The 11,398-nt window shown below is 68.3% G+C and carries 10 protein-coding genes; 3 read left to right on the top strand and 7 right to left on the bottom strand.

Going from position 1 to position 11,398, the window contains the following annotated elements; translation table 11 throughout:
• Positions 1-184: 184 nt before the first annotated feature.
• From ACMZPQ_RS21645 to gap, 3 genes are all read right to left on the bottom strand, one after another.
• Positions 185-1,561 carry a DUF3999 domain-containing protein gene (locus ACMZPQ_RS21645; RefSeq protein ID WP_197582159.1) on the bottom strand — a complete coding sequence of 459 codons (1,377 nt, stop codon included), beginning with the start codon at positions 1,559-1,561 and terminating at the stop codon, positions 185-187.
• Positions 1,558-4,224 (bottom strand): DUF2339 domain-containing protein, encoded by a 2,667-nt coding sequence (locus ACMZPQ_RS21640; protein ID WP_197582160.1) that lies wholly within the window; start codon positions 4,222-4,224, stop codon positions 1,558-1,560. The genes ACMZPQ_RS21645 and ACMZPQ_RS21640 overlap by 4 nt, the downstream gene beginning before the upstream one ends.
• A gap of 125 nt (positions 4,225-4,349) precedes the next feature.
• A complete protein-coding gene (gene gap / locus ACMZPQ_RS21635; RefSeq protein WP_197582161.1) occupies positions 4,350-5,354 on the bottom strand; it encodes a type I glyceraldehyde-3-phosphate dehydrogenase in 1,005 nt (334 codons plus the stop codon).
• Between the two features lie 193 nt (positions 5,355-5,547).
• Between gap and ACMZPQ_RS21630 the strand changes: the two genes are divergently transcribed.
• Complete coding sequence (locus tag ACMZPQ_RS21630) at positions 5,548-6,177, top strand: OmpW family outer membrane protein (protein ID WP_197582162.1); 630 nt, start codon at positions 5,548-5,550, stop codon at positions 6,175-6,177.
• A gap of 140 nt (positions 6,178-6,317) precedes the next feature.
• Here ACMZPQ_RS21630 and ACMZPQ_RS21625 read toward each other — a convergent pair whose 3' ends face one another.
• The gene (locus ACMZPQ_RS21625; RefSeq protein ID WP_197582163.1) at positions 6,318-7,421 is read right to left on the bottom strand and encodes a GGDEF domain-containing protein; all 1,104 of its coding nucleotides are present in this window, start codon (positions 7,419-7,421) and stop codon (positions 6,318-6,320) included.
• Between the two features lie 137 nt (positions 7,422-7,558).
• Between ACMZPQ_RS21625 and ACMZPQ_RS21620 the strand changes: the two genes are divergently transcribed.
• Both ACMZPQ_RS21620 and ACMZPQ_RS21615 read left to right on the top strand, forming a co-directional pair.
• Complete coding sequence (locus ACMZPQ_RS21620; protein ID WP_197582164.1) at positions 7,559-8,377, top strand: S1/P1 nuclease; 819 nt, start codon at positions 7,559-7,561, stop codon at positions 8,375-8,377.
• 11 nt (positions 8,378-8,388) lie between these two features.
• A complete protein-coding gene (locus ACMZPQ_RS21615) occupies positions 8,389-9,189 on the top strand; it encodes an MBL fold metallo-hydrolase (RefSeq protein WP_197582165.1) in 801 nt (266 codons plus the stop codon).
• Between the two features lie 35 nt (positions 9,190-9,224).
• On the opposite strand, the gene ACMZPQ_RS21610 is transcribed toward ACMZPQ_RS21615, so the two are convergent.
• Genes ACMZPQ_RS21610 through ACMZPQ_RS21600 form a run of 3 tightly spaced genes read right to left on the bottom strand, consistent with a single transcriptional unit; the run spans position 9,225 to position 11,342 of the window.
• Complete coding sequence (locus ACMZPQ_RS21610; protein ID WP_414485944.1) at positions 9,225-9,788, bottom strand: hypothetical protein; 564 nt, start codon at positions 9,786-9,788, stop codon at positions 9,225-9,227.
• A complete protein-coding gene (locus ACMZPQ_RS21605) occupies positions 9,785-10,984 on the bottom strand; it encodes a M56 family metallopeptidase (RefSeq protein WP_197582167.1) in 1,200 nt (399 codons plus the stop codon). The genes ACMZPQ_RS21610 and ACMZPQ_RS21605 overlap by 4 nt, the downstream gene beginning before the upstream one ends.
• Positions 10,977-11,342, bottom strand: coding sequence for a BlaI/MecI/CopY family transcriptional regulator (locus ACMZPQ_RS21600; protein WP_197582168.1), 366 nt, complete (start codon positions 11,340-11,342; stop codon positions 10,977-10,979). Before ACMZPQ_RS21600 ends, ACMZPQ_RS21605 begins: the two co-directional genes overlap by 8 nt.
• Between the last annotated feature and the right edge of the window lie 56 nt (positions 11,343-11,398).

Genomic DNA, 11,398 nt, shown 5'->3' with positions numbered 1-11,398 from the left:
GGCGGGGCGGGGTGGGTTCGCGGGGGTGTCAGCCGCATGGATGCGGCTGCCAAGCCTACAAGGGCGTACTTGCGGCGTCCCCCGCGAACCCACCCCGCCCGGCCAAGCGCGGCTTTGCAGTCGAGCAAGCTCGACTCTACCGACGCTACGGCCACCCACGAGGGGCTGCGCCGTTCGCTGGGACCTATTCCGAAGGCGCCGGCTTCTGCCGAAGCAGGCTGACCGCCAGGCCGCCCACCACCAGCACCCCCAGACCCAGCAGTGCCCACAGCAACCACGACTTCCAGTCGTGCTGCGGCTTCAGCGCGGCGTCGCCGGCCAGCGGTTCCGGGCTGCCTTCCAGTCGCGCCAGCGTCGGCTGCCAGGAAGGATCATTGCGCTGCCGCAGTTCCTCGATCAGCACACCGATCGGGGCTTCCACCCGGCGCGCCGTCGAGCTGCCCACTGCCAGCGCATACGGCGCCGCCCCTTGGCTCAGGAATACCAGCACTTCCGGCTGGTAGCCCAGGCGCAGCGTAGGCGCGGTGGCCGTTTCGGCAGGATTCGCGACCAGCTTCCAGTAGCGGTCGCGATGCACGCCTCCCAGCGACTGGGCCGCCGACTGCTGGCGTTGGCCCTGCGTGCCCTGCTGCAGCTGGTAGGCGATCCACGGCGCACTGCGACGCTGCCACTCCGCGCTTTCATCATCGCGGCTGAACAGCGTCCACTGCACCAGGCTGTTGTCGGAGCTGGCCACGTCAGCACGCGCCACCGGGAAACGACCGTCCAGCTCGAAGGTGTACTCCCCCTTGCCGGTCGCGGTCGGTTCCAGCGACAGCCATTCCCACGGCACGGTGGCCGGCGCCGGCGGCAGTTCGGCCAGCACGCTGCGCAGGGTCGGCAGGCGTGCGTCTCCCTGTGCCAGCACGCGCAGGTAGCGTGCCTCGCCATCCACCTGCAGGCGACGCTGCAGCAAGCGCTTGCCGGCGCGCTGCAGGTCCACCAGCGGGATATCACGCCCGATCGAACGCCAATGCTGCAGGTCGTCGCTGGCATCCAGCTGCACCTGCGCCTGCAGGGGCTGGCCGGCATCGGCCCAGTCCAGCACCAGGGCCGCCACCGGCTGCTGGCCGAGCACGCTGGCGTCGATCAACCAACCGCCCTGCGCGTTCGCCGCCGCACCGCCACTCACGCGTGCCTCGACCCGGCGCACGCGGCCGTCGGTATCACGTTCGGTCAGCAGCTGCAGGTCGTTGCGCTGCGCTTCGGCCAGCGGCGGCAGCGTGAACCACGGCAGTTCGCGTTGCACCGGCGGCTGCGCCAGCGGCTGATCCGGTGCCAGCAGCGCCGACGGCAATGACTGTCCGGCGGCGTTGAACACCTGCAGGTCGCCCAGATCGGCCGCACCGGCGCGACGATAGATCGCCGGCTCCAGCACGATGCGGTAGGCGCCGGACTGCGCGCTGGACAACGTCAGCGGCCATTGCTCGGCGTACTGCGTCCGATAATCGGCGGCCTGCACCGCGACGGTGGCCAGCAGGCCGAACAGTGCCGGCAGCAGCGCTCTGCTCCACGTCTTCATTGCTTTTCCTCCACGGCCGGCGCCGCGCTGGGCGGTGCCGGTGCCAGATAGCCCACGACCGTGCATAGCAGGCCGTAGGCGATGAACGATGCGATACCCAGCAGGTTACCCAGGTGCTGGCGATCGACAATGACCAGCTTGGCCAGCACCACGCCCATCAGCACGGCGCCCACCATCCACAGCACACGTTGGCCGCGGCGTGAGCCCCACACCCAGGCAATCACGCCGAGCACGCTCCACAACACGGTCAGGCTGGTCTGCGCCAGGCTGAAGCGCATCATCGATGCGTTCCACGCCAGGCCGCCCCACTGATGCACGCCATGCAGCACCACGCTGGTCAGCGCGACGAAGATGGCCAGTGACAGCAGCGGCATACGGATGTTCAGCACTGCCTGCGGTGCCTGATTGCTGTACAGCCAACGCGCCAGCAGCAGCAGGCTCAGCCACTGCCCGATCTCGGCCGGATTCAGCACCGGCAGCCACAACAGCGGTGCAGCGTCGCCCGGCAACAGCTGGCCGAACAGCCAGCCAATCGACAGCAGGCCGAACAGCACGCACTGCAGCGGCCGGCGCACGCTGTCGAACGCTTCACCCAACGGCCAGCGCAGCGCATTCCAGCGCCACAGCGACAGCGCCGCCATCAGCAGCCACGGCAGCGTGACCAGCAGGGTCGTCCAGCCCTGCGCCAGGTTGGCCTCACCACCGCCCCACACGGCAAGCAACGAGAGCAGCGACGGCCACAGCAGCCACCACAGGAACTGTGCGATGCGTGCCACGGTGTCGCCGCCCTGGCGCAGGCACAGCAGGGTGCGCACACCCAGCACGGCAAACACTGCCCAGGCCAATGCACCGTAGCCGGCGAACGGCTGCTGATGCGCATCGCTCTGCAGCAGGGCCAACGGGAAGGCCAGCGCCAGCATCACCAGCGCGGTCACCCCCAGCGCGCGCGCCGGTTGCCGGCGCTGCATCTCGGCGGCCAGCCATGCAGTAACCGCGACCAGCACCAGCAGCGCATCCACTTCGGTGCGATACGGGAAGAAGCGGGTGATCTCATGCACCAGCCCACCGAGCCACCACAGCAGGCCCCACAGGTAGTAGACCAGCGCGATCTCGTGGCGCGACCGGCGCTGGTAGCTCCAGGCCGAGGCAAAGCCGGCCACGGCCAGCAGCAGCGCGCCGATGGCGGTCGGATTGAGCAGGAAGCGCAGATCCTGGTGCCAGTGATCGCCGCCGGCCACGAACGCGAACGCGGCACCGATCTGCAGCAAGCCACCGGACACCTGCGGCAACCAGCGCTTCTGGCGCAGTCCCAGCCAGGCCAGGCCGGCACCTTCCAACGCAAACACCGCGCCGGTGGCGCGCGCCGACAGCGCCAGCGGCACCGCCAGCGTGGCAAAGCCCACCGCCAGCACCGCATGCGACTGCGCCAGCACTGTATACGACGCCCGCCGGATCAATGCCCACGCCAGCGCTGCATAGATCGCCGCCAGCCCCAGCGCGCACAGCGCCAGCGTCATCGGCTGCTCATGCAGCATGCCCGCCTGCAGCGAGAACGCGACCAGCGGCGTACCGAACACCAGGCTGCCATCGACCAGATCACGCCGCCCGGCCGGCTGCCGGCGTGCGTACAGCAGCGGAATCAGCAGGTAGAAGGCGAAGAACAGCAGCAGGAACGGCTCGGTGCTGCTGAACTTGTCCGGCGCGTACTGCAGCACGCCCCAGAAGGTGCCGATGCCGAACGTGAAGGCGAAGCCCAGCAGGTTCAGCGCGCGCCACGGGCGGAACCAGGCAATGGCGAAGATGCCGGCGTTGAGCACGGCGTAGTAGCTGAACAAGCCCACGTGGTTGCCACTGCCGGTGGACAACCACAGCGGCGCCATGAAACCTGCCAGGATGCCCAGCACCGCCAGCGTGCGCGAGTTCTGCACCACCGCCAGCACGCACAGCCCGGCCACCAGCGCGATCGAGCTGACGAAGGCGAAGCCCGGCGGAATCAGGTCGAAGCGCTTGAACGCCGCGAAGATGGTCAGCAGCATCACGCCGATGGCGCCGCCCTGCAGGGCCAGCGCGAACATCCGCCGGCGCTCGCGCTGGTGCCAGCCGAACGCCAGCAGGCCCAGCGCGCCGACAGTGACGCCGGCCAGGCGCAGTTCGATCGGCAACACCAGCCAACCCTGGTCGCTGACGTACTTCAGCAGCGCGGCGACACCGGCCAGCAGCACCAGCATGCCGATCTTGACCGGTACGTTGCCTTCGGTGAACCAGCGTTTGACTGCCGCGATGCCGCGCTCGATGACGTTGGGCAGTGCCGGCTCGGAAGGCAACGGCGGCTGCACCGGCGCCGGCGGTACCGGCGGCGGCGCAGCAGGACGGGGCGCAGGTGCCTCGGTGGGCGCGGCCTCTCGCACCGGCGGTTGTGGGGGTTGCGGTGCAGCCGCAGCGACCGGCCGCAGGAACGGTGGCTCGGCACTGGCCGCAGGCGTGGCCTCCGGCCGTTCAGGCATGGACGCGGCGGCGACCGGCCGGGCCGCAGGAGCGGCAGCCAGCGCACCCTCCAGCGCGGCGACACGGCGGCGCAGGCCGGCAATCATCACCAGCGCCACCACCAGCAGCAGCGGGATGGCCAGCAGGACCAGTACGACCAGGGCTATCAATGCTTCCATTGCGTGCTTCCATTGCGATCCCGCGCCCCAGCGGCAGCGGTCGACCGGCCCATGCTACGACAGGGCTGGCCCCATAAACGACGAACCCCGGCCAGGCCGGGGTCCGCGTGCGATCTTCGCGTGCCTTACTTGGCGGCGATGACCTTGGCCATTTCCAGGCACTTGTTCGAGTAGCCCCACTCGTTGTCGTACCAGGTGACCAGCTTGACGAAGGTGCCGTCCAGGGCGATGCCGGCGTCGGCGTCGAACACCGAGGTGCAGGTCTCGCCGCGGAAATCGGTGGCCACCACCTTGTCTTCGGTGTAGCCCAGGATGCCCTTCAGCGGGCCTTCGCTCTGTGCCTTCACTTCAGCGCAGATCTCGGCGTAGGTGGCTTCCTTTTCCAGCTCGACGGTCAGGTCGACCACCGACACGTCCGAGGTCGGGACGCGGAAGCTCATGCCGGTCAGCTTCTTGTTCAGTTCCGGAATGACCACTCCGACGGCCTTGGCCGCACCGGTGGACGAGGGAATGATGTTTTCCAGGATGCCGCGGCCGCCGCGCCAGTCCTTGTTGGACGGGCCATCAACGGTCTTCTGGGTGGCGGTGGCCGCATGCACGGTGGTCATCAGGCCGCGCTTGATGCCCCACTTGTCGTTGATGACCTTGGCCAGCGGGGCCAGGCAGTTGGTGGTGCACGAGGCGTTGGAGATGATCGCCTGGCCAGCGTAGGTCTTGTCGTTCACGCCGTACACGAACATCGGCGTGTCGTCCTTCGACGGGGCCGACATGATCACCTTCTTGGCGCCGGCATCGATGTGCTTCTGCGCGGTTTCCTTGGTCAGGAACAGGCCGGTGGCTTCCAGCACCACGTCTGCGCCGACTTCGTCCCACTTCAGGTTGGCCGGGTCGCGTTCCTGGGTCAGGCGGATCTTCTTGCCATTGACCAGCAGGTCGTTGCCCTGCACCGCCACCTCGGCCTTGAAGCGGCCGTGCACGGAGTCGTACTTGAGCATGTACGCCAGGTAGTCCGGCTCCAGCAGATCGTTGATGGCCACGATTTCGATGTCGTCGCCGAAGTTCAGCACCGCCGAGCGCAGGACGTTACGCCCGATGCGACCGAAACCGTTGATACCAACCTTGATTGCCATGTTCTCAAGCTCCTGCGGCCGCGACAGGTGCGGCGGGATGGATAGGGCTTACAAGTCTAGCAAACCGGGGCTGGCCACCGTGGGCCAGCCCCCGCGGCCAGGGGGCTGGCGGACAGGATTTGATCCGGATCAAAGCGTTAGCGCGGCGTGAGGCCGAGACTGTCGCCATCCACCCAGCAACGAGATCACCCCCATGCGCAAGACCTCTTCCTTGATCCTGGCCAGCCTGGCCGCCGCCCTGTCCCTCGCCGCCGCCCCCGCCATGGCCCAGTCCAAGGGCGACTGGACCGTCTCGGCCGGCGTGCACCAGGTGGCGCCGAAGTCGAACAACGGCTGGCTGGCCGGTGGCACCCTGAAGGTCGACGTCGACAACGACGTCAAGCCGACCATCACCGGCGAGTACTTCATCGCCGACAACCTGGGCATCGAAGTGCTGGCCGCGCTGCCGTTCAAGCATGACATCAACATCAACGGCCTCGGCCGCGTGGGCAGCACCAAGCAGCTGCCGCCGGTGGTGACCCTGCAGTACCACTTCAACAGCAAGGGCAAGGTGTCGCCGTTCATCGGCGCCGGCGTGAACTACACGACCTTCTTCAGCGAAGACACCACCGGCGCGCTGGCCGGCAGCAAGCTGAAGCTGCAGGACTCGTGGGGCCTGGCCGCGCATGCGGGCATCGACTTCGCGATCGGCGAGAAGGGCGCCCTGCGCGTGGACATGCGCTGGATCGACATCGACAGCAAGGTGAAGTTGAACGGCGAGAAGATCGGCACGGTCAACATCGATCCGCTGGTGTACGGCGCCTCCTACGTCTTCAAGTTCTAAGCGGTGCGTTGACGGCGGGGGCTTCGCCTCCGCCCACCGCGTTACCCGGAACCCTAGCAGCATGTTGCCCCGGCGTTTGCCGGGGCCTTTTTTGAGTGCAATGGTTCATCCACGCATGTCGTGGGCCCGCCACCGGTTATTCATTGATCCGCCGCGACTTCCACCCGGTTGCGACCGCTTTCCTTGGCGCGGTAAAGCGCCGCGTCGGCACGCGCCAAGGCCTGTTCCAGCGTATCGCCACCGTCGTCATGCCAGCGCGCCACGCCGACGCTCACGCTCACCACCGGCGCCGCATCCGAATCGGCATGCGCGATCGCCAGCGCCTGCACCTCTTTCCGGAGCTGCTCGAACGGGGCCGTTTCCGGTTGCCCCGGCGCCCAGTGCCCCAGTGCCACGAACTCTTCGCCACCGTAGCGCGCCACCACCGAATCGCTGGCGCGCAGCTGCGCGGCCAGGGTGGTTGCCACCGCATGCAGTACGCTGTCGCCGGCGGGATGACCATGGTGGTCGTTGTAGCGCTTGAAGTAATCGATATCGATCATTGCGATGCGCAGCGCACCGCGCGCATGCGGTGTACGTAGATAGCGCTGGAAGATCTGGTTGGCATGGCGATCGAAGGCGCGCCGGTTGAGCAGGCCGGTCAGCCCGTCATGGTTGGCCAAGGCATCCAGGCGCTGTTCGGCCCGCCACGTGGCGCGCGTCTGCCGCTCGGAAATGTAGCTGCCGACAATGCCCGCCAGGTTGCTGGCCAGCACGAACATCACGCTCTGCAGCATCTGTGCCCAGTGCCGGCCGACCTGCAGCTCGGCCAACACGAAGGCCAGCGCGATCAGGGTACCGGTCAGCGTCGCCACGCCGAAGCGCAATCCGCACAGGAAATAGTTCAGCAGCAGGAACAGGCTGATGCCTTCGTAGGGGTAGTTCACACCGGCCCGGTGCGCGGTCCAGATCATGGTCACCAGCGCCAGCCCGCTGGCCAGCACCACAGCGCCACCCAGCCACTGCAGATGGCGCCGCAGCGCCGGCACGAAGGTCAGCACCACGCCCAGCAGCAGCACCGGCAGCAGCACGCCCAGCCGCCAGCGCAGTACCGGCGCGTGCACGTCCGGCGGCAGCCAGTAGCTATCGAGCAGGGCGAAGCCCAGCGAGAACACCGCTGCCACCGCGCAGGCCCAGCGCATGCGCCAGACCACCTGGGCGTCGAATGCGGCGGCGAATCCGTCGTCATCAGGATGACCGGCCATGATGCGCCTGTCCGTGATCGCCATCGGCCTCTCCCCGCCTGTGTCCGGGCCACCGTAGCGGCAGCGGGATCAAGGCCATGTGGCGAACGCCCGACCCGGCCAAACCCGGACCTGCCCCGCCCCGCTAGAATGGGCGCATGAAAGCCCTGCACTCCCTGTTCCTGGCCGCCGCCCTGGCGCCGGCCCTGTTGTCCGTCGCCGCCCCGGCCCATGCCTGGGGCGCACAAGGCCACCGCCTTGTCGCCGAAGTCGCCGACGCCCGTCTCACTCCCGCTGCCCGCGCCGAAGTGGACCGCCTGCTGGCCACCGAGCCCGACGCCACCCTGGCCAGCATCGCGCCCTGGGCCGATCAGCTGCGCGCCAAGGACCCCGGCCTGGGCCGTCGCTCGGCCGGCTGGCACTACGTCAACATCGCCGAAGACAACTGCCATTACGAGGCACCCAAGCACTGCAGGAACGGCAACTGCATCGTCGAAGCCCTCAAGGCACAGAGCGCCATCCTCGGCGACCGCAGCCTGACCGATGGCGAGCGCCTGCAAGCGCTGAAGTTCGTCGTGCACCTGGTGGGCGACATCCACCAGCCGATGCACGCCGGCTACGCGCACGACAAGGGCGGCAACGATTTCCAGCTGCAGTTCGGCAACCGCGGTACCAACCTGCACTCGCTGTGGGACAGCGGCATGCTCAACACCCGCAAGCTGGACGACAGCGGCTACCTGCCCGTGCTGCAGGGCCTGCGCGCACCGAAGCTGGCACGCCAGTCCAACCCGCAGCGCGACCCGCAGGCGTGGGCCGAAGCGAGCTGCCGCATCTCCATGCAAGCTGGGGTTTATCCAGCCACGCGTAAGATCGGTGACGAATACACCGAGCGCTACCGGCCGCTGGCCGAAGCGCAGCTGCGGCTGGCCGGCGAAAACCTGGCGCAGCTGCTGAACCGCGTGCTCGGCACGCGCTGAGGAGAGCTCCGATGTCGGTCCAGGTGCAGTCGTTCTTCCACCGTGACAGCAACACCTTCAGCTACCTGGTCAGCGACCCGGCCAGCGGCGAGGCAGCGCTGATCGATCCGGTGCTGGACTACGACCCGGATACCGACGCCAGCAGCGAATCGCCGCTACGCGAGGCCTTGCAGGCCATCGAACAGCAGGGCCTGCAACTGCGCTGGCTGCTGGAAACCCATGCCCACGCCGACCATGTGTCGGCGGGGCGCCGGCTCAAGCAGCACTTCCCGCAGGCCACGCTGGCCATCGGCGAAGGCATCCGCGCGGTGCAGGCCACCTTCGCACCGCGCTATGCCCTGCAGCTTCCTGCAGCGGATGAAATCTTTGACCACCTGTTTGCCGATGGCGAGACGTTTGCCATCGGCGGACTGCCTGCCCGGGTGATTGCCGTACCCGGCCACACCAGTGACAGCATCGCGTACCTGATCGGCGATGCGTTGTTCACCGGCGACTCGCTGTTCATGCCCGATGGCGGCACCGCCCGCTGCGATTTCCCGGGCGGCGATGCCGCGCAGCTGTATCGCTCGATCCAGCGCCTGCTCGCCCTGCCCGACGCGACCCGCGTGTTCGTCTGCCATGACTACGGCCCCGGCGGCCGCGCATTCGCCAATGAAACCACCATCGGCGAACAGCGCGCGCACAACATCCACGTGCACGACGGGGTGGCCGAGGCCGAGTTCGTCAGCGTGCGCCAGGCCCGCGACGCCACCCTGGCCGAACCTGCGTTGATGCGACCGGCGGTGAAGGCCAACATCCAGGGCGGAGCCTGATTCGCACCGCTGTGCTCGCCAGGCAGGGCCCGGTGCTACCGGCCCTGCCGGCGGACAACATGCTGGCCCTTCACGATCTCGAAGGTGAAGGCGTACTGCAGGGTGACGGCCACCGGCTCGATACGCTCGGCGCCACGGCAGTCGCCGCGATCCGCCGGCACCGTGCCTGCTGCAAAGTGGCAGACCGCGGCGGACGAGTACTTCCACATCGCAACCGCCTGCTGCGCAGCCTCCAGCAGTGGCGCATTCTCGCCTGCAGCACCTGCCGCACATTCGGGCCGGTCGCTCAGCGGCGTGCTGCGTTCGACGCTGCCCTGCGCATCCACCACCACCTGCAGGCAGACCGTGGTGGGTGGCAGCGACGTGCGTGGATCGCCCTCGCCCACCACCGGGTCCGGTGCCGTATGCAACTGCGGCATGCGGTTGCCCTCGCTGTCGGCCAGCGTGTAGGGCTGTATCTGGCCGCCACCGCCCGCCGCACCGGGTTGCAGGCGGCGGTGGCCGACGCTCTCATTGCGGGTATCGACGCGGGTCAACGGTTCCTGTGCCGCGCACCCCGCCAGCAACGCCGCCATCATCAACAGCGGCGCGCGCTTCACTGCGCGTCCTCGGTGTCGTCCATGGCGAAGGTGATCGGAATCTTGACTGCGCCTGCAACCGGCTTGCCCTTCCTCATCGCCGGCCGATAGGTCCAGCTGCGCGCAGCGGCGATCGACACCGCATCGAACACGCCCGGGTTGGTCGCGCGGAGCACGCGGACATCGGTCGGCTGCCCCTGCGCATCCACTTCCACGCGCAGGTCGACCACGCCCACCTGGCGCTGCTCGACCGCAGACTTCGGATACGACGGCGGCGGCATCTTGTCGACCTGGATCTCCCGATCCACCGCGGCTGCGACGGGACCAGCCACGGCGCTGCCCTGGCTGGCCCACGCCACCGCGCCCATTCCCACGCACACCCCGACCACCAGCACCTGCCCCGATACCCACGGCAATGCCTTCCGCCTGGACTGCTTCAACATGGCAATGCGCTCCTTCAACACGGGTTGGCTGCGCCAATGGCAGACCGCTGGCGCAACCGGGTGGACCAGCTGCGCCTTCAGCAGCGTGCTGGCGTAGAGGCCGCGCAGCGCGGGCTGCGAGGCGATGGTGCGGGCATCGCAGGCCAGTTCCTGATCGCGCAGGAAGCGGCGCGCGGCCCAAGGCAGCAGCGGGTGGAACCAGAACACCGTGCGCACCAGCAGCAGTGCGCCGTTGGCCCAGTGATCGCCATGGCGGCGGTGGCTGCGTTCGTGCTGCAGGATCAATGCCTGTTCCCGCGCGGAAAACTGCTGATCGAAGGCCGGGCCGACCACGATGCGCGGCCGCCACACGCCGACCAGCGCCGGCAACCCGGGATCGCCGCTGGCCTGCCAGCTGCCATCGGCGCGCCGTTGCAGCGTGCCCATGCACCGTTGGAAACGACGCTGCGCACGCAGGGCGCGCAGCAGGCAGATGCCGGTGCCCAGCGCCCACGCCAACAGCAACAGCAGGGCCCACGGCAGCGACTGCCCGGTCAGTCCATCCACGGCCCCCGGCACCACTTTCAGCGGCAACGTCGGCACGTGCTGCAGAAGCGCAACCTCGGGCAGCGGCAGCAACAGCGCCGCCAACAGCAACGGCAGCAGCCACCAGCTGCGGTAGGCCAGCGCGGCGCCGCCCAGCCGTACCAGCAGCGGTCGCAGCGCCGCCAGCAACAGCACGCCCACCGCCAGCCACAGGCTGGCCCGCCACAGTCCATCAAGCAGCTCAGTCATGGTCCAGCTCCTGGATCAGCTTCTTCAGCTCGGCAATGTCCTGCGCGCTCAGCTGCCCACGTTCGCTGAAATGCGCCACCAGCGGCGCCACCCTGCCCTCGAAGACACGCCCGATGAACTCCTGGCTCTGTGCCTCCACCCAGGCCTGGCGCTGCAGCAGCGGGCGGTACAGGTAGCGCCGGCCATCGCGCTCGGCAGCGATCGCGCCCTTGGTCAGCAGGCGGTTGAGCAGCGTCTTGATGGTGGGCTCGGCCCAGTCGCGGTGGGCCAGTGCGGCCACCACCTCTTCGGCGCTACGCGGCGCCTGCTGCCACAGCACTTCCATCACGACGGCTTCGGCTTCGCTGATCGGGGTCATGGTTTACATCCGTAATCGACGAATCGATTACGCGCGTAATCAAATCCGCTGTCAAG

The sequence above is a fragment of the Stenotrophomonas maltophilia genome (assembly GCF_047497515.2).
Classification (GTDB): domain Bacteria; phylum Pseudomonadota; class Gammaproteobacteria; order Xanthomonadales; family Xanthomonadaceae; genus Stenotrophomonas.
Note: the sequence above shows the minus strand (reverse complement) of the source record. Positions and strands in the feature narration are given on the sequence as shown.

What these genes read in the sequence shown, in the direction of transcription:
- ACMZPQ_RS21605 (WP_197582167.1), bottom strand. Translation starts at nt 10,984, where the DNA reads ATGACTGAGCTGCTTGATGGACTGTGGCGGGCCAGCCTGTGGCTGGCG.
- ACMZPQ_RS21615 (WP_197582165.1), top strand. Translation starts at nt 8,389, where the DNA reads ATGTCGGTCCAGGTGCAGTCGTTCTTCCACCGTGACAGCAACACCTTC.
- ACMZPQ_RS21630 (WP_197582162.1), top strand. Translation starts at nt 5,548, where the DNA reads ATGCGCAAGACCTCTTCCTTGATCCTGGCCAGCCTGGCCGCCGCCCTG.
- ACMZPQ_RS21625 (WP_197582163.1), bottom strand. Translation starts at nt 7,421, where the DNA reads ATGGCCGGTCATCCTGATGACGACGGATTCGCCGCCGCATTCGACGCC.
- gap (WP_197582161.1), bottom strand. Translation starts at nt 5,354, where the DNA reads ATGGCAATCAAGGTTGGTATCAACGGTTTCGGTCGCATCGGGCGTAAC.
- ACMZPQ_RS21620 (WP_197582164.1), top strand. Translation starts at nt 7,559, where the DNA reads ATGAAAGCCCTGCACTCCCTGTTCCTGGCCGCCGCCCTGGCGCCGGCC.
- ACMZPQ_RS21600 (WP_197582168.1), bottom strand. Translation starts at nt 11,342, where the DNA reads ATGACCCCGATCAGCGAAGCCGAAGCCGTCGTGATGGAAGTGCTGTGG.
- ACMZPQ_RS21640 (WP_197582160.1), bottom strand. Translation starts at nt 4,224, where the DNA reads ATGGAAGCATTGATAGCCCTGGTCGTACTGGTCCTGCTGGCCATCCCG.
- ACMZPQ_RS21645 (WP_197582159.1), bottom strand. Translation starts at nt 1,561, where the DNA reads ATGAAGACGTGGAGCAGAGCGCTGCTGCCGGCACTGTTCGGCCTGCTG.